23 protein-coding genes and 1 tRNA gene are annotated in these 22,708 nt (G+C 64.9%); 6 read left to right on the top strand and 18 right to left on the bottom strand.

Going from position 1 to position 22,708, the window contains the following annotated elements; translation table 11 throughout:
- Positions 1 to 91: 91 nt before the first annotated feature.
- A complete protein-coding gene (gene nagZ / locus F792_RS0111775; RefSeq protein WP_018169769.1) occupies positions 92 to 1,135 on the bottom strand; it encodes a beta-N-acetylhexosaminidase in 1,044 nt (347 codons plus the stop codon).
- Between the two features lie 42 nt (positions 1,136 to 1,177).
- Positions 1,178 to 3,208, bottom strand: a complete 2,031-nt coding sequence (gene uvrB, locus F792_RS0111770) for an excinuclease ABC subunit UvrB (RefSeq protein WP_018169768.1) — start codon at positions 3,206 to 3,208, stop codon at positions 1,178 to 1,180.
- Positions 3,209 to 3,292: 84 nt separating this feature from the next.
- Between uvrB and F792_RS0111765 the strand changes: the two genes are divergently transcribed.
- On the top strand, positions 3,293 to 4,483 hold the full coding sequence (locus tag F792_RS0111765; RefSeq protein WP_018145691.1) for a pyridoxal phosphate-dependent aminotransferase: 1,191 nt from the start codon (positions 3,293 to 3,295) through the stop codon (positions 4,481 to 4,483).
- A gap of 83 nt (positions 4,484 to 4,566) precedes the next feature.
- Positions 4,567 to 4,642, top strand: a tRNA-Asn gene (locus F792_RS0111760).
- Positions 4,643 to 4,707: 65 nt separating this feature from the next.
- Here the strand turns inward: F792_RS0111760 and F792_RS0111755 are convergent.
- Positions 4,708 to 5,589: a cytochrome c gene (locus F792_RS0111755; RefSeq protein ID WP_081620160.1), complete on the bottom strand. Its 882-nt coding sequence runs from the start codon at positions 5,587 to 5,589 to the stop codon at positions 4,708 to 4,710.
- A gap of 39 nt (positions 5,590 to 5,628) precedes the next feature.
- On the bottom strand, positions 5,629 to 6,096 hold the full coding sequence (locus tag F792_RS0111750; RefSeq protein WP_018169766.1) for a cytochrome c: 468 nt from the start codon (positions 6,094 to 6,096) through the stop codon (positions 5,629 to 5,631).
- Positions 6,097 to 6,307: 211 nt separating this feature from the next.
- On the opposite strand from F792_RS0111750, the gene F792_RS0111745 reads away from it, so the two are divergent.
- Positions 6,308 to 6,979, top strand: coding sequence for an L-fuculose-phosphate aldolase (locus F792_RS0111745; RefSeq protein ID WP_018169765.1), 672 nt, complete (start codon positions 6,308 to 6,310; stop codon positions 6,977 to 6,979).
- Between the two features lie 22 nt (positions 6,980 to 7,001).
- Here the strand turns inward: F792_RS0111745 and F792_RS0111740 are convergent, their stop codons facing one another.
- Entirely contained in the window at positions 7,002 to 7,556 is a 555-nt protein-coding gene (locus F792_RS0111740) for an NUDIX domain-containing protein (protein ID WP_018169764.1), read from the bottom strand.
- Positions 7,557 to 7,698: 142 nt separating this feature from the next.
- Here F792_RS0111740 and hspQ point away from each other — a divergent pair, with 142 nt between their 5' ends.
- Genes hspQ through F792_RS0111725 form a run of 3 tightly spaced genes read left to right on the top strand, consistent with a single transcriptional unit; the run spans position 7,699 to position 10,435 of the window.
- Positions 7,699 to 8,019 (top strand): heat shock protein HspQ, encoded by a 321-nt coding sequence (gene hspQ, locus F792_RS0111735; protein WP_018169763.1) that lies wholly within the window; start codon positions 7,699 to 7,701, stop codon positions 8,017 to 8,019.
- 21 nt (positions 8,020 to 8,040) lie between these two features.
- Positions 8,041 to 9,726, top strand: a complete 1,686-nt coding sequence (gene ilvD, locus F792_RS0111730; RefSeq protein WP_018169762.1) for a dihydroxy-acid dehydratase — start codon at positions 8,041 to 8,043, stop codon at positions 9,724 to 9,726.
- A gap of 22 nt (positions 9,727 to 9,748) precedes the next feature.
- On the top strand, positions 9,749 to 10,435 hold the full coding sequence (locus F792_RS0111725; protein ID WP_018145698.1) for a rhomboid family intramembrane serine protease: 687 nt from the start codon (positions 9,749 to 9,751) through the stop codon (positions 10,433 to 10,435).
- 27 nt (positions 10,436 to 10,462) lie between these two features.
- On the opposite strand, the gene galU is transcribed toward F792_RS0111725, so the two are convergent.
- The 13 genes from galU to F792_RS0111660 all read right to left on the bottom strand — a co-directional run bounded on the left by galU (position 10,463) and on the right by F792_RS0111660 (position 22,677).
- Complete coding sequence (gene galU, locus F792_RS0111720; protein WP_018169761.1) at positions 10,463 to 11,341, bottom strand: UTP--glucose-1-phosphate uridylyltransferase GalU; 879 nt, start codon at positions 11,339 to 11,341, stop codon at positions 10,463 to 10,465.
- 113 nt (positions 11,342 to 11,454) lie between these two features.
- Positions 11,455 to 11,736: a ComEA family DNA-binding protein gene (locus tag F792_RS0111715; protein ID WP_018145700.1), complete on the bottom strand. Its 282-nt coding sequence runs from the start codon at positions 11,734 to 11,736 to the stop codon at positions 11,455 to 11,457.
- 99 nt (positions 11,737 to 11,835) lie between these two features.
- The gene (gene pyrF, locus F792_RS0111710) at positions 11,836 to 12,555 is read right to left on the bottom strand and encodes an orotidine-5'-phosphate decarboxylase (RefSeq protein ID WP_018169760.1); all 720 of its coding nucleotides are present in this window, start codon (positions 12,553 to 12,555) and stop codon (positions 11,836 to 11,838) included.
- Positions 12,552 to 13,784, bottom strand: a complete 1,233-nt coding sequence (locus F792_RS0111705; protein ID WP_018169759.1) for a tetratricopeptide repeat protein — start codon at positions 13,782 to 13,784, stop codon at positions 12,552 to 12,554. Before F792_RS0111705 ends, pyrF begins: the two co-directional genes overlap by 4 nt.
- A gap of 69 nt (positions 13,785 to 13,853) precedes the next feature.
- A complete protein-coding gene (locus F792_RS0111700) occupies positions 13,854 to 14,171 on the bottom strand; it encodes a lipopolysaccharide assembly protein LapA domain-containing protein (protein WP_018145703.1) in 318 nt (105 codons plus the stop codon).
- 9 nt (positions 14,172 to 14,180) lie between these two features.
- Positions 14,181 to 14,477, bottom strand: coding sequence for an integration host factor subunit beta (locus F792_RS0111695; protein ID WP_018145704.1), 297 nt, complete (start codon positions 14,475 to 14,477; stop codon positions 14,181 to 14,183).
- A 93-nt stretch (positions 14,478 to 14,570) separates the two neighbouring features.
- Complete coding sequence (gene rpsA, locus F792_RS0111690) at positions 14,571 to 16,241, bottom strand: 30S ribosomal protein S1 (protein ID WP_018650149.1); 1,671 nt, start codon at positions 16,239 to 16,241, stop codon at positions 14,571 to 14,573.
- 85 nt (positions 16,242 to 16,326) lie between these two features.
- Positions 16,327 to 17,034, bottom strand: a complete 708-nt coding sequence (cmk, locus tag F792_RS0111685; RefSeq protein ID WP_018169758.1) for a (d)CMP kinase — start codon at positions 17,032 to 17,034, stop codon at positions 16,327 to 16,329.
- Complete coding sequence (aroA, locus tag F792_RS0111680) at positions 17,031 to 18,335, bottom strand: 3-phosphoshikimate 1-carboxyvinyltransferase (RefSeq protein WP_018169757.1); 1,305 nt, start codon at positions 18,333 to 18,335, stop codon at positions 17,031 to 17,033. Before aroA ends, cmk begins: the two co-directional genes overlap by 4 nt.
- A gap of 6 nt (positions 18,336 to 18,341) precedes the next feature.
- Entirely contained in the window at positions 18,342 to 19,223 is an 882-nt protein-coding gene (locus F792_RS0111675; RefSeq protein ID WP_018169756.1) for a prephenate dehydrogenase/arogenate dehydrogenase family protein, read from the bottom strand.
- Entirely contained in the window at positions 19,220 to 20,377 is a 1,158-nt protein-coding gene (gene hisC, locus F792_RS0111670) for a histidinol-phosphate transaminase (RefSeq protein WP_018169755.1), read from the bottom strand. Before hisC ends, F792_RS0111675 begins: the two co-directional genes overlap by 4 nt.
- 17 nt (positions 20,378 to 20,394) lie before the next feature.
- Entirely contained in the window at positions 20,395 to 21,510 is a 1,116-nt protein-coding gene (gene pheA, locus F792_RS0111665; RefSeq protein ID WP_018169754.1) for a prephenate dehydratase, read from the bottom strand.
- Between the two features lie 3 nt (positions 21,511 to 21,513).
- The gene (locus tag F792_RS0111660; RefSeq protein WP_018145711.1) at positions 21,514 to 22,677 is read right to left on the bottom strand and encodes a 3-phosphoglycerate dehydrogenase family protein; all 1,164 of its coding nucleotides are present in this window, start codon (positions 22,675 to 22,677) and stop codon (positions 21,514 to 21,516) included.
- Positions 22,678 to 22,708 lie beyond the last annotated feature (31 nt).

Genomic DNA, 22,708 nt, shown 5'->3' with positions numbered 1-22,708 from the left:
GAGTGTGAATATTACTAGCTGCTCAACTGCAAACCGGTGGCGCATTATAGGCGGCTCGGCACGCGGGTGCCAATGCGCCCTTTCCATGGGGTTATGCCGTGGCGATCTGGCTAGCTTGAATCCAGTGCGTCAACTGCGCGCGCAATGCGACGAGACGCTGTGGATCAGGCTCCACTGGGCGCGCGCGCAAGCGTTCCAGTCGGCGCCGCGATTCAGGTGGCAGCGGCTGATCCGCCTGGGCGGCAAGGATGATGTCGGCTTGTTCCGGCTGGTTGCAAATCAGCACCATGTCGCAGCCGGCCGCCCGTGCGGCCGCAGCGCGCTCGGCGGGCCCGCCAATGCCCTCCGCTCCAGCCATGGCGAGGTCGTCGCTGAGGATCGCCCCGCGGTAGCGCAGTTCGCGGCGCAGGATGTCCTGCAGCCAGACGCGCGAGAAGCCCGCGGGATGTTCATCCACCTGTGGGTATACGACGTGGGCCGGCATGATGGCCTCGAGGTCCCCAAGCACCGGGCGAAATGCCTCCAGATCCTGATTCTCGATCTCGGAGAGTGGACGGTCGTCGACCGGCAAGGCCACGTGCGAATCCGCGGCAACAGCCCCGTGACCCGGGAAATGCTTGCCCACGGCCGCCATGCCGGCCGCGGACAGGCCCCGGATCAACTCGCCGGCCAGGCGCGCGATCACGTCCGGGTCATAATGGAAGGCACGATCACCGATGATCTCGCTGATGTCGAGGTCGCGATCCAGCACGGGGGTAAAGCTGAAGTCGATGTCCACCGAGCGTAGCTCGCGCCCGAGAAGTTCGCCGGTCGCATGCGCGAGCTCGCAGGCGTTGTTGCGGTCGTAATCGTGGACATGGCCCAACTGACGCATCGGCGGGATGGCGGTGAAGCCATCGCGCAGCCGTTGCACCCGCCCGCCCTCCTGGTCCACCGCGATCAGGATGCCGGGGCGCTCGGCGCGAATGGCGGCGACCAGCGCGCTCACATGCTCCGGAGCGCCGACGTTGCGGGCGAACAGGATCACGCCGCCGGTGGCGGGATGACGCAGGCGTTCACGGTCTTCGGGAGTCAGTTCGGTACCGGCGACATCGAGCATCACCGGACCCAGGGGCAAGGGGTCGTTCTTGGACATTACTCAGGGGCTCGATTCGGCGCTCCCGCGGGAGCCATCTTTTCAGGATAGCGAGGCTTCGGGGAGAAAGGCGAGTGCCTTGAGCTTTTCGATGCGGTTGCGAATGCGGGCGGCCTCCTCGAACTCGAGGTCGCGGGCCTTGGCAAACATCTCTTGTTCCAGGCGCTCGATCTCCTTGGTCGCATTCTCCGGCGCGCCCACGTAATCGGCGCCCTCCTCCGCCACCTTCCGGCCCCGTCGGCCACCGGCGCCGGGCATCGCGTTGCGCGCCTCCAGGATGTCCGCAACGTTCTTGCGGATGCCGATGGGCGTGATTCCGTGGGCCTCATTATGCTCGATCTGTTTGGCCCGGCGGCGCTCGGTCTCGTCGATCGCGCGCCGCATGGATCCGGTCACCTTGTCGGCGTACAGGATCGCCTTGCCGTTGACGTTGCGTGCGGCGCGGCCGATCGTCTGGATCAGCGAACGGTCGGAGCGCAGGAAGCCCTCCTTGTCGGCATCCAGGATCGCCACCAGAGAGACCTCCGGCATGTCCAGGCCTTCGCGCAGCAGGTTGATCCCCACCAGCACATCGAACTCGCCCAGGCGCAGGTCGCGGATGATTTCCATGCGCTCGACGGTATCGATATCCGAGTGCAGGTAGCGCACGCGTACCCCGTGCTCGGACAGATAATCCGTCAAGTCCTCGGCCATGCGTTTGGTCAGCGTGGTGATCAGGACGCGCTCGTTGCATTCGACCCGATCGCGAATCTCGGAGAGCGCGTCGTCCACCTGGGTACCGGCCGGGCGGATCTCCAGGATCGGGTCCAGCAACCCGGTCGGGCGCACCACCTGGTCCACGATCGCGTCGGCATGCTCACGCTCATAGGGCCCCGGGGTGGCGGAGACGTAGATCGTCTGCGGCTGCAAGGCCTCGAACTCCTCGAAACGCAGCGGCCGGTTGTCCAGCGCCGACGGCAGGCGAAAGCCGTATTCCACCAGCGTCTCCTTGCGCGAACGGTCGCCCTTGTACATCCCGCCCACCTGCGGGACCGACACGTGCGACTCGTCGATCACCAACAGCGCATCCTTGGGCAGGTAGTCGAAAAAGGTCGGTGGCGGCTCGCCCGGGGCGCGGCCGGAGAGGTAGCGCGAGTAGTTCTCGATGCCGTTGCAGTAGCCGATCTCGAGGATCATCTCCAGATCGAACAGCGTGCGTTGCTCCAGCCGCTGCGCTTCGACCAGCCGGTCTTCCTTGCGCAGAAAGTCCAGGCGCTCCTTCAATTCGTCGCGGATGTGGTCCACCGCCCCCAACAGGGTTTCGCGCGGCGTCACGTAGTGGGTCTTCGGGTAGATCGTCAGGCGCGGGACGGTGCGCAGCTGCTCGCCGGTCAGGGGGTCGAAATACGACAGGCGTTCCACCTCGTCGTCGAACAGCTCGATGCGCACGGCCTCGATGTCCGATTCCGCCGGGTGGATGTCGATGACTTCGCCGCGGACGCGGTAGGTCGCTCGGCGCAACTCCGCATCGTTGCGGGTGTACTGCAACTCCGCCAGGCGCCGCAGCAAGTCGCGCTGGTCAATACGCTCGCCGCGCTCCAGATGCAGCACCATGGAGAGATACTTGCGCGGATCGCCCAGGCCGTAAATCGCGGAGACCGACGCCACGATGATCGCATCGCGCCGCTCCAGCAACGCACGCGTGGCCGACAGGCGCATCTGCTCGATGTGGTCGTTGATCGACGCGTCCTTCTCGATATAGGTATCCGAGGACGGGACGTAGGCCTCCGGCTGGTAGTAATCGTAGTAGGAAACGAAATACTCCACCGTGTTGTTCGGGAAAAACTCCTTGAATTCCCCGTACAATTGGGCGGCCAGGGTCTTGTTTGGCGCCAGGATGATGGTGGGGCGCTGGATATTCTCGATCACATTGGCGATGGTGAACGTCTTGCCCGACCCGGTGACCCCGAGCAGGACCTGATGTGCCAGGCCCGCCTCGAGGCCTTCGGTCAATGCCGCGATCGCCGCGGGCTGGTCGCCAGCCGGCTGGTATTCGGACACCACCTGGAATTGTTCGCCTTCGCCTGGCTGCACCTTATCCTCCGCGCCTGATTTCAGTATCATTTCGCACCCGACCGCCCGCGCGGCCCTTCGCCCCGATCACACAGAGGCCCCACCTTGGAAATCGAGCTCTCCGACCGCGTCCAGCGCATCCAGCCCTCCCCCACTCTCGCCGTCAGCGCCCTGGCCGCCCAGCTGCGAGCCGAGGGTCGGGATATTGTCGGGCTGGGGGCCGGAGAACCGGATTTCGATACCCCCGAGCATATCAAGCAGGCCGCGGTCGACGCGCTTGCCCGCGGAGAAACCAAGTACACTCCGGTGGACGGAACGGTCAGTCTCAAGGCCGCCATCATTCGGAAATTCGATCGCGACAACGGCCTGACGTTCACTCCCGACCAGATCCTGGTCTCCTCCGGCGGCAAGCAGAGCATCTTCAACCTCTGCCAGGCCCTGCTGAACCCGGGCGACGAAGTGGTGATCCCCGCCCCCTACTGGGTCTCCTACCCGGATATTGCCCTGCTCGCCGGCGCCCGCCCGGTGGTCGTCAGCGCAGAGCAGGAAGCCGGCTTCCGCATCACCGGCGCACAGCTGGAAGCGGCGATCACCCCGAACACCCGCCTAGTGTTCCTGAACAGCCCGTCCAACCCCACAGGTGCCGCCTATTCGGCCGAGCAACTGACGGAACTGGCCGAGGTCCTGCGGCGCCATCCGCGCGTCGTCATCGCCACCGACGACATGTACGAGCACATCCTGTTCGGCTCCACGCCGTTCGTGAACATCGTCAACGTGGCCCCGGACCTTCTGGACCGTACCGTGGTCCTGAACGGCGTTTCCAAGGCCTACGCGATGACCGGCTGGCGTATCGGCTACGCCGGTGGACCGAAGAACCTGATCGCGGCGATGAAGAAGATCCAGTCGCAAAGCACCTCCAACCCGACTTCCATTGCCCAGGCCGGGGCCGAGGCCGCACTCGATGGCGATCAGGACTGCGTGGTCGCCATGTGCTCCGCCTTTGCCGAGCGGGCACGTCGTGTGGTCGACGGCCTCAATGCCATCGACGGCATCGAGTGCCTGATGCCAGACGGTACGTTCTACTGCTTCCCGCGCGTCACCGGATTGATGCAGGCCGCGGACATCGATACCGATGTGGCCCTGACCAAGCAGCTGCTGGACGAGGTGGGGGTGGCCCTGGTGCCGGGCAGCGCCTTCGGGGCCCCGGGCCATGTCCGCGTCTCGTTCGCCACCAGCGTCGATCAGCTCGACAAGGCCCTGGAACGCCTGCGCCAGTTCGTGGCCAACCACAGCTGAGGCCGCGAACGGCGTTAAAACGCGAAGGGCGGCCAGATTTTCCTTGACGCCCCCGCCCCGCCCCATTAGCATTTGCGCCCAATTCCCCGGTAGCTCAGTTGGTAGAGCGGGTGACTGTTAATCACTAGGTCGGCGGTTCGAGCCCGTCCCGGGGAGCCAGATACAGAAAAAGGGCCAGGTCATTGCGACCTGGCCCTTTTTCGTGGTGCGTACTGCGGTGCCGATTACTCGGGATCGTGTTCGATGGGCTCCAGAGAACCGATATAGATCGCGATGGCGCGGCGATCGGCATCGGTCAGATGGGCAGTGCCGTGATCGATCACGTCGGCCATGCCGCCGCCGGCAAAATCACCGTCGCGGGTCAGGCCCATCTCCAGATAGCGCGCGATATGCCGCCCCCCCCAGCGTCCGATGCCGGTTTCGCGATCCGGGGTGATATTGGAGGCAACGTCCCCGTCGGGCAGTCGGGCGCCGGCCCCAATGCGCTTGAGGTCCAGACCACCGGTCCGCGTGCGCGGAGTATGGCACTCCATGCAGTGTCCAAGGGCGTTGGCGAGGTAGGCCCCACGGTTCCATTCGTCCGACTGCTCGGGGTCCGCCTCGAAGGTGCCCGGTTCGAAATGCAGCCACTTCCAGCCCATCAGGGATGACCGGAACCGGGCATACCAGACCAGGTCATGCGGGGTGTTTTCTCGAGCGACCGGCTCCACCTCGGATTGCAGAAAGGCCCACAGGGCTTCCACGTCTCGCGGCTGCATCTGGGTGTACGACGTATATGGAAAGGCCGGATAGTAGTGCCGTCCGTCCGGGCTGCGGCCCTCCAGCAGGGCGCGCTTGAAGTCCTCCTCCGACCAGCCCCCGATACCGTCCTCCGCATTCGGGGTGATGTTCGGACCATAGAACACACCAAACGGGCTCTCGATCGCACGCCCGCCGGCCAGGAATTCCCCGTCTTCTGCCGTGTGGCAGGTCACGCAGCCACCGGCTCGCAAGACGTACTCACCGTAGGCGATCTGCTCGTCGGTGCCCGCGGACGGGTCGTGCTCGCCAATCTGCACCCCTGCCTGCACCGTGGCCGCCGATCCAACCAGAAAAAGGGCTGACAGACAGGCTGTCAGCCCCTTGTTACCTGCTACCACTGCGGATTACTCGCGGCGGAAGTCGTCGTGGCAGGCCTGGCAGGACTGTCCGAGGTTGCGGAAACGGATGGCGTACTCGTCTTCGTCACCGGCTTCCACCGCTGCGTGCAAGGCCTCGGCGGCCTCGACGGTGTCATTGGAGAGCTCCTCGAAGCGCTCCCAGTCGCCCCAGATCTCTTCCTTGGCATCGGTGTCCGGGAAGTCGCTTCCCTCGGGGAAGAGGCTCGGGATGTCCTGACTGAGCGCCACCAGCTGACTGGTATGCATCTTGAGGTTGTCGCCAAACTCGGCGCCGTCCACGACCACGGCGGCAATCGCGCCCACGTTGCCACCAATGGCGCGCATCACGCCTTGGCGGTAATCGATGGTGGCCTCGTGTTCATCGAAAGCGTGAACAGTACTGCCGGCACCCAGCCCGAGGGTGAGTGCGGCGGCCACGGAGGTGGCGGTAATCAGGCGTGCGACGTTTTTCATGGTGCTTCCTCCCTGTAACAAACAAGAATTCGCCGATATCGGGCGAACCGGATATTCACGGTGACTATAGACGGCCGAACGGCCCAATTTCCATGAACGAAAATGATCACCCATGGCGGATGCGGGCTTTTTCCGATTGACCACAATCCCCGCGCGGGGTTCCCGGACAAAGCCGGTACAATCGAGTTACCCCCACTCAGCGCGAAAAAAGATGATCGCAAACCCCGACTACCCCGCCGACCAGACGGCCCTTCGCGAAGCCGTCATACACACCGGCATGGAGACCAATCGTCGCAGGCTCAACCAGGGCACCTCGGGCAATATCAGCGTGCGCTGCGGCGACGGCATGCTGATTACGCCCTCGGGCATCGCATACGAGGCGTTACAGCCGGACGACCTGGTCTATATCGATGCAGACGGACAATGGGCGCCGGGTCGCAAGCCCTCCAGCGAGTGGCACTTCCACCGCGCCATCCTGCTGGCGCGACCAGAGCTGGGAGCGGTCGTCCATGTCCATTCCGTCCATGCCAGTGTCGTGGCGATCCAGGGACGCGACATCCCCGCGCTGCACTACATGATCGCCGCCGCGGGCGGGAACTCCATCCGCTGCGCCCCGTACGCCACGTTTGGATCGGAGACCCTCTCGGAGCACGCGGTGGCGGCCCTGCGGGACCGTACGGCCTGCCTGCTGGCCAATCACGGGATGATTGCCACCGGGACGGACCTGGAGCGCGCCTTGTGGCTGACCGAGGAGGTTGAACTCCTGGCACGGCAATATGTGCTGAGCCTGCAGATAGGAGGGCCGCAATTGCTGGATGACGCGGAGATGGATCGCGTCCTGGAAAAGTTTCGCCACTACGGGCCGCAGCGCGACCGGGATTAGGCGCGCGCAGACAGCGCCACGGTCAAAGGCCGGGGGTGACACCTTCCCCATTGGCCAGCGGGGCCGAGCGCGGGGCGAAATCGACCCGGTCTCGGGTTTCCAGATAGTGCTGCAGGGCCCAGGTCACCGACGGGAAGGCGCGCTCCTCCGGCAGTTCATCGAATCGGAACAGGCCGACCTCTTCCGATTCAGGGCCCGGGGCAATCGCATCGCTCAGCAAGCGCGCCCGATAGATCATCTGCACATGCCCGATGTGCGGGACGCTATAGACGCCCAACAACTGTTCGATTTCCAGATCGGCCCGTGCCTCCTCCCAGGCCTCGCGGCGGGCCCCCTCGGCCGGGATTTCCCCCTTTTCCATGAAACCCGCCGGCAGGGTCCAGAAACCACGACGCGGCTGAATGGCCCTTCGGCAAAGCAATACGCGGTCTTCCCAGATGGCCACGCTGCCGACGATGATTCGCGGGTTTTCGTAGTCAACGAAGCCACAATGGTCGCAGACTCGCCGGTCACGATCATCGCCGTCCGGGATGTGGTGGTGGAAGCTGGGGGTCAGACTGGGCTGATTGCGACTCATGGCAGTACCGTTAGGGGCGTTAAAGTATTAAATACAAAGTCCTACGGCGTTACGCGGCACGCCGCATGGTCGGGCTCGAACACGCGCCGGTGGCCGCGGTCCACAATAGAGGTTCGCGTACCGAGGCAGTAAAGAGGGGATCATGACCACACGCACACGCTTTACCGTTGGTGAGCTCATTCACCATACCAAGTTCGATTACCGGGGTGTGATCGTCGATGTGGATCCGGTGTACGCCGGGTCGGACGAATGGTACGAAACCGTGGCCAAGAGCCGCCCACCCAAAGACCAGCCGTGGTATCACGTGCTGGTGGACGGCTACTCGCACAGCACCTACGTGGCCGAACGCCACCTGGAGCCGGATACTCGCGGCGAACAGATCGAACACCCCGCCCTCGGGCAGTTCTTCGATCGTTTCATGAACGGCCGCTACTCGCGCCACGGCGAGCCCGGCGCCCACTAACCCACAACTGCAGGGAAGACCATGGCACAGGACAACCGCCGCAGCCGCGTCGTCACCGAAGGGCCCCGCCGCACGCCCAACCGCGCCATGCTGCGCGCAGTCGGCTTCGGCGACGACGACTTTCAGCGCCCGATCGTGGGCATTGCCAACGCGCACAGCACGATCACGCCCTGCAACATGGGCATTGGTGCCCTCGCCGCCCGCGCCGAACAGGCGGTGCGGCAAGCCGGGGGCATGCCACAGACCTTCGGTACCATCACCATCTCCGACGGCATCTCCATGGGGACGCCGGGGATGAAGTACTCGCTGGTCTCGCGCGAGGTCATCGCCGACGCCATCGAGACCGTAGTCAACGGCCAGAGCCTGGACGGCATTCTCGCCACCGGCGGCTGCGACAAGAACATGCCCGGGGCGATGATTGCCCTGGCCCGTCTCAACGTGCCGGGCATCTTCGTCTACGGCGGAACCATCAAGCCCGGGCACTACAAGGGTCAGGACCTGACTATCGTCAGCGCCTTCGAGGCCGTGGGCCAGCATGGTGCCGGCAATCTGTCCGACGAGGACCTTCAGGGCGTGGAACGCAACGCCTGCCCCGGCGCCGGCTCCTGCGGCGGCATGTTCACCGCCAATACCATGTCGAGTGCCTTCGAGGCCATGGGCATGAGCCTCCCCGGTTCGTCCACCCAGGCCGCCGAGGACCCGGAAAAGGGCGATTCGGCCGCCCGGTCGGCCGAGGTCCTGGTAGCGGCCATCCACGCGGACCGGCGCCCGCGCGACATCCTGACCCGCGAGGCCTTCGAGAACGCCCTCGCCGTGGTGATGGCCATCGGGGGCTCCACCAACGCAGTACTCCACCTGCTGGCGATTGCGCATGCCGCCGAGGTCCCCCTGGACATCGACGACGTCGAGCGCATCCGCCGCAAGGTCCCCGTGCTGTGCGACCTGAAGCCTTCCGGACGCTACGTGACCACCCAGTTCCATGCGGTGGGCGGCACGCCCCAGGTGATGAAGATGCTCCTGAATGCCGGGCTGATGCACGGTGAGTGCCTGACCATTACCGGGGCCACCCTGGCCGAGACCCTGGCGGCGATCCCCGATACGCCCTCCCCGGATCAGGAGATCATCCGCCCGCTGGAGCGGCCCCTGTACCCGCACGGGCACCTGGCCATCCTCAAGGGCAATCTCGCGACCGAGGGCGCCGTGGCCAAGATCACCGGACTCAAGCGGACCGCCATCGCCGGCCCCGCGCGCTGCTTCGACTCCGAGGAGGCCTGCCTGGATGCCATCCTCGACGGCCAGATCCAGGCCGGCGATATCCTCGTCATCCGCTACGAGGGGCCACGTGGGGGTCCCGGTATGCGCGAGATGCTCGCGCCGACCGCCGCGATCATCGGTGCGGGCCTGGGCGATTCCGTTGGTCTGATTACCGACGGGCGCTTCTCCGGCGGGACGTACGGAATGGTGGTTGGGCATGTCTCCCCCGAGGCGGCGACCGGCGGCACGATTGCGCTGGTCCGGGACGGGGATACGATCGAGATCGACGCCGGCGAAAACCGGCTCACGCTGCAGGTCGACGAAGCCGAGCTGGAACACCGCCGCGCGGCCTGGGAGCCGCCGGTGCCCCGCTTTGACCGCGGGGTCCTGGCGAAATACTCGCGTATCGTGGGCTCGGCCAGTCGCGGTGCCGTAACCGACGATTTCACCTGACGGCGGGGAGCAAAAGAGTCCGATGACGCACCCGGACCCCCGCCACCCCGACTTCAGCATGATGCCGCCGGTGATCGGCTTCCTGCTGATCGCCAACGTGGGCCTGTTCCTCACCATGCCGTGGCTGGGTGACTGGTTGATCACCCATTTCGGGCTCTGGCCCATCGGCACGCCGGCCACCGTCCATCAGGACGGCAGCTGGATGCGGGTGCCCGACTTCCAGCTCTGGCAGCTGGTCAGTTACGGCTTTCTGCACGGCGGTCCAGTCCATTTGTTCGTAAACCTGTTCGCCGTATGGATGCTGGGCGTGCAGATCGAGAACGCGTGGGGTTCACGCACCTTCGGGACCTACTTTCTGGTGTGCGTGATCGGCGCCGGGCTGGTGCAGCTGGTCATCACTGCCCACGGCAACGGTGACATGATCTACCCGACCATCGGGGCCTCGGGCGGGGTATTCGGGGTTCTGCTCGCGTTCGGGATGATGTTCCCCAACCAGCGCCTGTTCCTGATCTTCCTGCCGATCCCGATCAAGGCCAAGTATTTCGTGATCGGCTACGGCGCGCTGGAGCTGTACCTGGGGATCTCCGGCACGCTCGCCGGCATCGCGCATTTCGCTCATCTGGGCGGGATGGCCTTCGGCTTCCTGCTCATCCAGTACTGGCGCGGGCGCCTGCCGATCCGCCCGCGTCAGCGCCGTTTCTGGTGGTGACAGGACCCGCCGAGGCTCGGCGTCTCCCTAGCGGTTGCGGAGATACTCGGCGAAGTCGTCTTTCAGCTCCGGGTGGTTCAGAGCGAGCTCCACGGTCGCCTCCAGATAGCCCAGCTTGGAACCGCAATCGAAGCGGCGCCCCTCGAAGTTGAAGGCCGTTACCCGCTCCAGCTCCAGCAACCGCGCGATGGCATCGGTCAGCTGGATCTCGCCGCCGGCCCCTGGCTTTTGCGTGGCCAGCATCTCGAAGATTCTCGGGGTCAGGATGTAACGCCCCACCACCGCCACGTTCGACGGGGCCTGGTCCGGATCGGGCTTCTCGACGATCCCCTTCACATCCCAGCTGCGCGGGCCGGTCTTCACTGGATCGATGATCCCGTACTGATGTGTGCGGTCACCCGGCACTTCTTCCACCCCGAGCACGCTGCACCCGTGCTCGGCGTATTGCTCGACCATCTGCCGCGTCGCCCCACCATTACTTGACTCGATCAGGTCGTCCGCCAGGATCACGGCAAAGGGTTCGTTACGCACAATCGGATGGGCACAGGCCACCGCATGGCCGAGACCCAGCGCATCGGACTGGCGCACATAGACACAGGTCACGTTCGGCGGAACGATATTACGCACTTGCTCCAGGAGCTCTGTCTTGCCACGCTCCTCCAGCTCGTGTTCCAGCTCGTAAGCCTTGTCGAAGTGGTCCGGAATGGAGCGCTTGTTGCGCCCGGTCACGAACACCAGGGTCTCGATCCCCGCTTCCACCGCCTCCTCCGCTGCGTACTGGATCAGCGGCTTGTCCACGATCGGCAGCATCTCCTTCGGATTCGCCTTGGTGGCCGGCAGAAAACGCGTACCCATGCCGGCAACCGGGAACACGGCAGTACGGATCGGTGGGTGATTCTGGCTCATTCCATCTCCTGGGCGCTCAATAACGAACCCCTGGCCCACGCGTCCTGCCGGACCCATTGACCAGGGGCTGGAACCGGATGGCAGCACACGCCGCCATCCACTACGCTACAACGTTACTCGACGACGATGCGGTCGAGATTCATCTCCACGGTGCGTTCACCAATCCCGGAGACCTCGGTCAGTGCCTGCACCGAAGCGAACTCACCGTGTGCCTCGCGGTGCTCCACGATCGCCTGGGCCTTCACCGGACCGACGTTGTCCAGCGCGGCCAGCTCTTCGGCGGATGCGCCATTCACGTTGAGCGGCTGGCCTCCCGAGGCCGTAACCATCACCAACGGCAGGACGCAAAGGCCCGCCAGGGCCCAGCACTTCGCGCATTGAAAAAGCTTCTTCATGAAAACGCTCCTTATCTTCATTGAACGATCGGTGCATCCATGCACCAACGGCATCCTAGCGGGATTGATGCCCTGCGAAAACCCCTCCAATCCACGCCGTCATTCCCTCTTCCCCAATCGTGTGATGAAGGCCTCCATGGCCATGCTCGGGTCCGCGGCACGCGTGATCGGCCGGCCCACCACGATGGCGCTGGCCCCGGCCGAGATCGCCCGTTCGGGGGTCATCACCCGCTTCTGATCGTCCCCGCCCGCGTCCTCCAGCCGAATTCCGGGCGTTACCAGCAACGGATCCTCGCCGAGCAGGCGGCGCAGCATGGCGGCCTCCTGCGCCGAACAGACCAGCCCTTCCAAGCCCGCCTTACGCACCGCGAGTTCGCCCAGCAGACGCACCTGCTCGGCCGGTTCGCGATTCACGCCGATCTCACGCAAGGTACCGGCGTCACTGGAGGTCAGCACGGTTACGGCCAGAAGTGCCGTCGTGTCATTCGTCTCGCGCACCGCCGCGTGCGCGGCGCGCATCATCTCCACACCGCCGCTGGCATGCACGTTAATCAACCAGACACCGGTCCGCGCCGCGGCCCGACAAGCCGCCGCCACCGTATTCGGGATGTCGTGAAACTTCAGGTCCAGAAAGACGCGAAAACCCAGGCCGTGCAGACGGTGCAACAGTTCGGGCCCGGCGACCACGAACAGCTCAAACCCGACCTTCAGCGCGCACTGGGCTGGATCAAGCTTTCGGGCGAACGCCAGTGCGGCTTCGGCTTCGGAAAAATCGAGCGCCACAATCAGGCGCGTTGCAGGTTCCGGAATCGGATTCATGAACGGGGACTCCCTTCGCGGATTAGCGCCTCCTCGGCGGCCTCCGTCGTCTGGTCAATGTCGAAGTCGAGACCGCGCAGCGTATCCCAGCGACGACAGCTTGGGCACTGCCACACATGCGCACGCCCTTGATAGCCACAGTTCACGCATTGGTACAGATGCTGGCTCCCGAGCTGGTCCGCAAGGGCCTTCTCGAATGCTGCAAACTCGGTGCTGTATTGCTGGACCGCCGGGAGAATCTTCATCCAGCGCACCGCCTCCAGCAATCCCGAGGTCGGCACCGGGCGCTGTGCCAGGATTGAACCCAGCTCCATCAGCGCGGCATCCAGTCGGCCAGTGCGTCGGTAAAGACGCATCAGGGCGATGCGCGCCATCGTGATCCCACGGTTGCGCGCAAGATCGTCGAGGAGCTCCTCCAGCTGACCTAGACGATTCTCCCCAGGCAGCTCCTGATGCAACCGCTCGATACGCGGTACCAGCAAGGGCGCCAGCTGCGGGGTACGCGCCACCGCATCGCGTCCGAATCCGATCGCCTCGCGGATCTCGCCCTTGCGTGCCGCGATCTCCGACTGGATCAGCAGTGCCCGCGAAAGCCCCGGCACCAGGCCCTCGGCCTGTTCCGCGCGCGCTCTGGCGCTTTCCCAGTCACCCTTGTCCAGCGCGATCTGGGCCAGTTCGCAATGATAATGCGCGATCCTCTGATGCTCGTGCGCGACCCCATGTTCTTTCAGCCGGTCGCCCACCTCGATCGCACGCTCCCATTCCCGCTGGGTCTCGTAGACCTGACGCAAACCTTCCAGTGCGGCGACCGCCTGATGCGGCGAATCCGCCAATTCACGAAACACCGCCTCCGCCCGATCCAATACGCCGGCCAGGAGAAAATCCTCGCCCAGTTCGCACAGGGCCTGCGCCCGCTGCGCCGCGGGCAGCGTGGGCCGCGCGACCAGGTTCTGATGGATACGGATGGCGCGGTCGACCTCGCCCCGGCGCCGGAAGAGCCGGCCCAGGATCACATGGGTCTCGAAGGTTTCGTGATCGACTTCCACCATTTCGATGAAGGCCTGAAGGGCATCATCCGTGCGGTCGTCGAGGAGGTGGCGCACACCTTCCAGGTAGCGATCCAGTGACGGCTCCCGTTCCTCACGGTCTTCCGGCACGCCGTAACGCGCGAGCCACCAGCCACTCGCAGCCGCAATAGGTAGCAGCAACCAGAACCAGTCGTCGATCATGAGCGAGAATGGTTCCCGGATGAGAAAAGAAACGTGTGGGGCGTCAGTGGCCGCATGCGCGCCACGTGACTAGTAGAAATCCCGCATGGGTGCGGTACGCAACTGCTCGACCTCGACCTTGAGGGCATGGTTCTGTTCGCGCAGGTCTGCAATCTTTTGACGCAACCGGCGCAGCCGCAGCCAGAGTACGAGCGAAGCCAAAACGACCCCGAACAGGGCCGCAATCCCAAGGAACACCACGAGCGGCGCCTCGATCTGCACACCGGGTAACGCAAGGGTCACCAGGTCTTCGTTCAATACAACAAGAATGCCAACAGCGGACGAAATCACGATAAGCGCGGCAAAGGCCACGGCATTGCGAATCTGCTGTCGACGTCGGTCGTCCACGGACGGTCCCTAGTCGTTCCCGTCGATGGAGCCGTTTACCCGTTCGCGCAATTCCTTGCCGGGCTTGAAATGGGGGACATGCTTACCGGGCAAGGCAACACCTTCACCGGTCTTGGGGTTGCGTCCCAGCCTTGGGGGCCGGAAATGGAGGGAAAAACTGCCGAAGCCCCGAATCTCTACCCGCTGCCCATTGGCCAGCGCATGACTCATCCGTTCGAGTAATGCCTTGACCGACATCTCGACATCCCTGGCAGGCAAATGTGGCGATTTCCGGGCGAGGTTCTCGATCAATTCCGATTTGGTCATCTGGCACTCGTCACAGACAGGAAGGAAACCCGGTTTCCCGGAACAAAATGGCCCACGGCACCTTCCGGCACCGTGGGCCGCTGCAGAACGGACTTAGTCGTTCTTGTCCATCTGCTCCTTGAGCAGATCGCCCAGGGTAGTACCGGTACCGGCATTGCTGCCGTAATCGGAGACCATCTCGGCTTCCTCGGCACGATCCTTGGCCTTGATCGACAGGCTGATGGCGCGGGTCTTCTTGTCAACGCCCATGAATCGGGCTTCGACGGTTTCGCCGACCTTCAGCACGGTGCTGGCATCCTCCACACGATCCTGGGAGATGTCGGCGGCACGCAGGATGCCGTCGATGCCGTCGGCCAGTTCGATCACCGCGGCCTTGGCGTCCACTTCCTTCACGGTACCGGACACGATGCTGCCCTTGCTGTGCTCGGCCACGAAGTTGGCGAACGGATCGCGGTCCAGCTGCTTCAGACCCAGGGAGATGCGCTCGCGCTCGGGATCCACGGACAGGACCACGGCCTCGACCTCGTCACCCTTCTTGAAGTTGCGGATCGCCTCTTCGCCGGCCTCGTGCCAGGACAGGTCGGAGAGGTGGATCAGGCCGTCGATGCCGCCTTCCAGGCCAACAAACACACCGAAATCGGTGATCGACTTGATCTGGCCACTGACCTTCTCGCCCCGGTTGTGGTTGGCCGCGAAGTCGTCCCACGGGTTGGACTGGCACTGCTTCATGCCCAAGGAGATGCGGCGGCGCTCTTCGTCCAGGTCCAGGATCATTACCTCGACCTCGTCACCGATGGCAACCATCTTGCCCGGGTTGACGTTCTTGTTGGTCCAGTCCATCTCGGACACGTGCACCAGGCCTTCCACGCCGTCTTCGATCTCCACGAAGCAGCCGTAATCGGTGATGTTGGTGACCTTGCCGAAGATCCGGGTGCCGGTCGGGTAACGACGGGTGATGTTTTCCCACGGATCCTCGCCCAGCTGCTTCAGGCCCAGCGACACACGCATGCGCTCGCGGTCGAACTTCAGGACCTTGACCTCGACTTCCTGGCCGATCTCGACCACGTCGGACGGATGCTTGACGCGCTTCCAGGCCATATCGGTGATGTGCAGCAGGCCGTCGATGCCGCCCAGATCCAGGAACGCACCATAGTCGGTCAGGTTCTTGACGATGCCCTTGACCTGCGCGCCTTCCTGCAGGTTCTTCAGCAGCTCTTCGCGCTCGGCGCTGTATTCCTGCTCGACCACGGCGCGACGCGACACCACCACGTTGTTGCGACGGCGATCCAGCTTGATGAGCTTGAATTCCAGCTCCTTGCCTTCCAGATACGCGGTATCGCGCACCGGACGGACATCCACGAGTGAACCCGGCAGGAACGCCCGGATATCGCCCAGCTCGACGGTGTAGCCACCCTTGACCTTGCCGGAGATCTTGCCGGTGACGTACTGCTCTTCTTCCATCGCACCTTCGAGACGGTCCCAGGCCTTGGCTCGCTTGGCCTTCTCGCGCGACATGCGCGTCTCGCCGAAACCGTCTTCCGGGGTTTCGAGGGCCACTTCGACGACATCGCCGACCTTGACCTCGAGCTCACCCTCTTCGTTCATGAACTGCTCGGTGGGAATGACCCCCTCGGACTTCAGGCCGGCGTTCACCACGACGACTTCCGGGGTGACCTCAATGACGGTGGCACTGAGGATGGCACCCGGCTGCATCTGGGTGTAGGCCATGCTCTCTTCGAGCAGTTGCGCGAAACTTTCACTCATGGATTTGTGAACCTGTGGTTTAACAAATGCTTGCAGATACTTCCTGCAACCAGTTCTAGACGTTTATGATCCCGCTTCCGACGGCTTATTCCGCGGGGCGGGGGCTTTGTTCCGGGAGTACGTCCCGGAGGCGTTCCAGGATCATCTCCACCACACCGACGATGTCCAGGTCCGTGGTATCCACTTCCCAGGCATCTTCGGCGGGCTTGAGGGGGGCCACGCTGCGTTCGCGATCACGCCGGTCGCGGGCCTCCATCTCGTCCTGAAGGGCGGAGAGATTAGCACTAAGTCCTTGTTCCTTCAACTGCATGTATCGCCGCCTGGCCCGCTCCTCGGCCGAGGCCGTCAGGAATATCTTCAGGTCCGCTTCGGGGAACACGACCGTGCCCATGTCGCGCCCGTCGGCGACCAGCCCCGGGGCCTTCGCGAAACCGCGCTGACGCTCCAGCAGCGCCTCGCGCACCGCCGGAATCGCAGCCACCTGGGAGGCGTCACTGCCCGTCTGCTCCGTGCGCAGCAGTTGGTCCACGGGTGCGCCTTCCAGCAGCGTGGTCACGGCCGTGGCATCCCGATTGACCTCGAAATCCACATCCAGACCCGCGGCCAGGCGGGCCAGTGCCTCCTCGTCGGTCAGTTCCACGCCGTGCTGCCGCGCAGCCAGGCCCAACAGCCGATAGAGGGCTCCGCTATCCAGAAGATGCCAGCCCATCGCCGCCGCCACGCGCATGCAGACCGTGCCCTTCCCTGCACCGCCGGGGCCATCAATGGTTAGTACCGGAATGGCCGTGCTCATGCTGCCTCCAGTTGCAGACCGGCCTCACGCGCCAGCGCCACGAAGCCGGGGAAAGAGGTCCCCACGTTTGCACAATCGCGGATGCGGATCGGCGCTCGGGCACGCAGCCCGGCCATCGCGAACGACATGGCGATGCGGTGATCGCCATGGCTGTCGACCTCGCCCCCAGTGAAACCGTCACCGCCCTGGATGCGAATGCCATCCGGCTGCACTGCGCAGTCCACGCCCAGCGCGGCCAGACCATCAGCCATCACCTGGATACGGTCACTTTCCTTGACCCGCAGCTCCTCCGCGCCGGTCAGGACCGTCTCGCCCTCGGCACAGGCAGCGGCGACGAAGATGGCCGGGAATTCATCGATTGCCAGTGGCACCAGGTGCTCGGGGATCTGGATCCCCTTCAGAGTGGCCGCCTTGACCTCGAGATCGGCCACGGGCTCGCCGCCGGCCTCGCGCTGATCGAGGACGCGGATCTCGGCGCCCATCAGACGCAGGATGTCGATCACGCCGGTGCGCGTCGGGTTGATACCCACATGTTCCAGGCGCATGCGCGAGCCGGTGGCAATCGAGGCACCGACCAGAAAAAACGCCGCCGACGAGATATCCGCTGGCACATCGACCGGGCTTGCGACCAGGCGACCGCCGCCCTCGACACAGGCACGAGGTCCGTCGCGCTCCACGTGATAACCGAATCCGGCCAGCATCCGCTCGGTGTGATCGCGGGTGGGCGCCGGCTCGGTCACGCAGGTCTTGCCGTCCGCCCAGAGACCTGCCAACAACAGGGCCGACTTCACCTGGGCACTGGCGACTTTCAATACATGGTCCGTACCCCGCAACGGGGCCCCGCCGTGAACCCGCAGGGGTGGTGTCCCGGCCTCGCTGGTATCGATGTGCGCACCCATGTGCGCGAGCGGGTCGGTGACTCGGCGCATCGGGCGCCCGCTCAGGGAGCGATCACCGACCAGCTCGCTGTCAAACGCCTGGCCGGCCAGTACGCCGCACAGCAGCCGCATCGCCGTCCCCGAGTTGCCCATGTCCAGCGCCGCCGCCGGGGCCTTGAGCCCGTGCACGCCGGCACCCTGAATGCGCACATCGCCTGGCCCAGTCCGTTCGATCGCCACGCCCATCGCTCGAAATGCCTCCAGTGTCGCAATACAATCGGCTCCCTCGAGGAATCCGGTCACACGCGTCTCGCCCTCGGCCAGCGCACCCAGCATGATCGCCCGGTGGGAGATCGACTTGTCGCCCGGCACGCGGGCGCGGCCCGAAAGCTGCCCTCCGGGCTGTACGGTAAAGGTATTCATCGATTTTCAGGTATCCAGTTGTGCGTCCGCGGGGTCGCAAAGGCGATCGCGGGTTTCCTTGGCGTGTTCAAAGCTCTGTTCGATGGTCGCGGCATCGCCGTGCTCGATGGCGCTGCGCAAACCCTCCAGATCGGCCTGATACTGCCCGATCACCTCGAGGATGGCGGTGCGATTGGCGAGGCAGATATCCCGCCAGACCACCGGATCGCTGGAGGCGATGCGCGTGAAATCGCGAAAGCCCCCGGCGGCGTAATGAAAGATCTCGTCGCGCTCGCTCATGTTCGCAAGCGACGACACCAGTGTGAAGGCCAGCACATGGGGCAAATGACTGGTCGCGGCCAGCACCCGGTCGTGGTGCGCCGGAGTCATGTACTCGACCCGCGCCCCGGCGGCCTGCCACATCGCGGCCACTCGGTCGGTCGCCAGCGCATTCGTGGTATCGACCGGTGTCAGGATTACCAGGCGCTCACGGAACAGGGTGGCAAAGGCCGCCCCCACCCCGCTCTTCTCGGTCCCCGCAATCGGATGGCCGGGGACAAACGCGCGCGGGACCTTGCCGAAGCCGGCACCCACCGCATCGATTACGGCCTGTTTGCTGCTGCCCACATCGGTCAGCGGGCTGTCTTCGGGCCACGCCGCAGCCAGGTCGCGCGCCAGTGGCTCCATCGCCCCCAACGGGACGGCGAGCACGCCCAGGTCCGCGCCCTCGGCGGCCTCGGCGACATCGGTGGTCCAGCGATCGATCACGCCCAGGCGCTGCGCCTCGCGCAGGTTGTCTGCATTGCGCGAACAACCCACGATCTCGCGCACGGCCCCCGCCTCGCGCAGGGCCAGGGCCAGCGAACCGCCGATCAGCCCAACGCCGAAGATGACCAGCCGTTCGATCACGCCAGGGCCTTTTTCAGGGCCGCGAGAAAGCGGTCATTGTCCGCACGGGTCGAGACCGTGACGCGCAGATGCCCGGGGAGACCGTAATTCTCTACCGGGCGCGTAATCACGCCGTCGCGCAGCATGTCGTCATATACCGGGCCCGGATCCCGGCCGGTATCGAAGGTCACGAAATTGCCCACCGACGGAATCACACGCAAGCCCAGCTCGCGCAGGGCGGCGCTCACCTGGCGAACCCCCTCCCGATTGATGGCCACCGACTTTTCCACATGCTCGTGGTCGTCCAGCGCGGCCAGGCCGGCCGCCTGGGCAATCGCATTCACATTGAACGGCTGGCGCACTCGATTCAGCAGGTCCGCGATGGCCGGCGAGCTAACCGCATAGCCGAGGCGCAGTCCGGCCAGGCCCTGGATCTTGGAGAAAGTCCGGGTGACGATCAGGTTCGGATAGCGATCCAGCCATTGCGTGGTGTCCGGATACTCGGCCTCTTCGACATATTCGAAATAGGCCTCGTCGATAACGACCACGGTCGTGACCGGCATCGCGGCCACGAAGGCTTCGAGCGCCGCAGCATCCAACCAGGTGCCGGTCGGGTTGTTCGGGTTGGCCACGAACACGACCCGCACATCGCCATCCACCCGCGCCTGCATCGCGTCAAGATCGTGCCCGAAGGGCTGTTTCGGATGGTCGGCGGGCAGCGCCGGGGCCACTCGTGCCACAGCATCCACCGCCTGGGTCACCAGCGGATAGACCGCAAACGCGTGGGCAGAAAACACGGCAGCACGCCCCGGCGCCAGCCAGGTCCGTGCAACCAACTCCAGCACCTCGTTGGAGCCATTGCCGAGGGTGATCTGCTCCGGGGTCACGCCATGGCGTTCGGCCAGACGTGCCTTCAGCTCGAAGCCATTGCCGTCGGGATAGACATGCGCATCGGCCAACGCCGCGCGCCCGGCTTCCACCGCAAGGGGCGACGGGCCCAACGGATTCTCGTTGGAGGCCAGCTTGACTGCCTGGGTAATCCCCAGTTCGCGTTCCAGCGTGGCCACGGGCTTGCCCGGCTGGTAGGGGCTAAGCCCCTGGACGCCAGCAACCGCCAGAGTCACCGGATCAAACGCCGGGCCGGCCGTAGCGGATACGGAAGGATTGGATGCCATGCGGAAACCTCGGGGATTCAGGTGGCGGCCTGGGGATAGCTCCCCAGCACCTTGACGGTATCGGCGCTTGCGCGCAGCTGCTCCAGACATTCGCGGATCAGCGGATCCTGCTGGTGGCCGACCAGGTCGAGAAAGAACACGTAGTTCCACGGCGTGCAGCGCGACGGACGCGATTCGATACGGGTCAGGCTGATACCCGACTCGGCAATCGGCTTGAGCAGCGAATACAGCGATCCCGGGCGATTGGCGGTCGTCAGCATCACCGAGGTGCGATCCGCGCCACTGGGTTCCGTGGTGCCGGAACCGATAATCAGGAAACGTGTGGTGTTGTCGGCGCGATCCTCCACGTGCGGCGCCCGCACCGGGATCTGGTAATGGTCGGCCGCGGCCTGGCTGGCGAGTGCCGCCACGGTCGGGTCCTGCGCCGCAATCTCGGCTGCGCGGGCGTTGCTGGAAACCGCCTCGCGTTCGGCGTGCGGCAGCTCCGCGTCCAGCCACTGGCGGCATTGCGCCAGCGCCTGGGCGTGGGCCAGCACGCGCCGGACCTGACCGAGATCCTCGGCGTGCGTCAGCAGATGGTGATGAATCGGAGTCACGACCTCACCGCAGATCTGCAGCGAAGAATCCATGAAACAGTCGACCGTGTGGGTTACCACCCCCTCGGAGCTGTTCTCGATGGGCACCACGCCGAACTGCGCGCGACCGGTCTCTACGGCGTCGAACACGGCATCGATAGAGGCCAGCGGCTGGGTCTCGACCGCATGGCCGAAATGCTTGCGCGCCGCCAGATGCGTAAAGGTGCCCACCGGTCCCAGATAGGCCACATGGAGCGGATGCTCCAGCGCCAGGCATTCGGACATGATTTCGCGGAACAGCCGGGTAATCGCTTCGCCGGATAGCGGGCCGGGGTTCTGCTCACGCACCCGGCGCAGGATCTCGGCTTCGCGCTCCGGACGATAGAACACCGGATTGCTCTCCTGGCTGCGCTTCACCCGGGCCACGGCCTCGGCACAGCGGGCACGCTCGCTCAGCCGCTCGAGCAGCTCGGCATCCAGCGCGTCGATGCGCGCCCGCAGGGCAGCCAGATCTTCCTGGCCGTCGGCGGGCTGCGACGAATGCGGGTCCCCGGCCACGATCTACAGCACCCGCGCCCGCAGCACGCCGTCGATCTCATGCAGTGCATCCAGGGTCGCCTGGTCCGGCTGGCCATCCACATCCAGCAGGGTGTACGCAATGTCGCCGCGGGAGTCGTTCATCAAGTGCAGGATGTTGATGTTGGACTCACCCAGGGTATGCGAGATGCGCCCGACCCGGTCCGGCAGGTTGCGGTTGACGACGGCGATCCGGGTATCCCCCTTGCGATCCAGCACCAGGGTCGGCAGATTCACCGAATTGACCACATTGCCGTTTTCCAGGTAGTCACGCAGCTGATCCGCGATCATCACGGCGCAATTCTCCTCGGATTCGGTCGTCGAGGCCCCCAGATGCGGCAGGGTGATTACCCGCGGGTGCCCCATCATGCCCTGCACCGGGAAATCGGTGATGTAGGCGTGCAGGCGTTCGGCGTCCAGTCCCTCGCGCACAGCGGCGTCGTCCACGATGCCCTCGCGCGCCAGGTTCAGCACCATCGCCCCGGGATTCATCCCGCTCAGGTTCTTCGCGTTGACCAGGTTGGCGGTGTTCTCGGTCAGTGGCACATGCACCGTGACCGCATCGGCCCCCTCCATCGCGGCTTCCACCGAGCGCGCGCGCTCGATGCCGGAGTCCAGACGCCATGCGTTCTCGACCGTCACCTTGGGGTCGAAGCCCACCACCTCCATGCCGAGCGCCCGCGCGGCATTGGCCACACCCACACCGATCGCACCCAGGCCGAGCACGGCCAGGCGCCGGCCGGGCAGTTCGAAGCCGGTGAACTTCTTCTTGCCGTGCTCCACCGAGGACATGAAGTCCTCCTTGGTGGGGTCCAGCCCCTGCACGTAGCCTGCCGCCGGCAACAGATTGCGCGCGGCCAACAGCAGACCGGCAATCACCAATTCCTTCACGGCGTTGGCATTGGCGCCCGGGGCATTGAACACCGCCACCCCGCGTTCGGACAGCGCCTCCACCGGGATGTTGTTCACCCCGCTGCCGGCGCGCCCGACGGCCAGGACGGAATCCGGGATCTCCACCGAATGCAGGTCGAACGACCGCAGCATCAAGGCGTCTGGCTGGTTGATGTCCGACGCGACCTCATAGTGGTCGCGCGGGAAGCGGTCCAGCCCACGCACGGCGATGTTGTTGTAGGTCTGAATTCGGTACATCACGACCTCCTGGCCCGGTAGTTACGCCCGG

The sequence above is a fragment of the Thioalkalivibrio sp. ALMg9 genome (assembly GCF_000380625.1).
Lineage (GTDB): Bacteria > Pseudomonadota > Gammaproteobacteria > Ectothiorhodospirales > Ectothiorhodospiraceae > Thioalkalivibrio > Thioalkalivibrio versutus.
The sequence above is the reverse complement of the archived record's forward strand: the minus strand, read 5'-3'. Positions and strand labels throughout refer to the sequence as shown.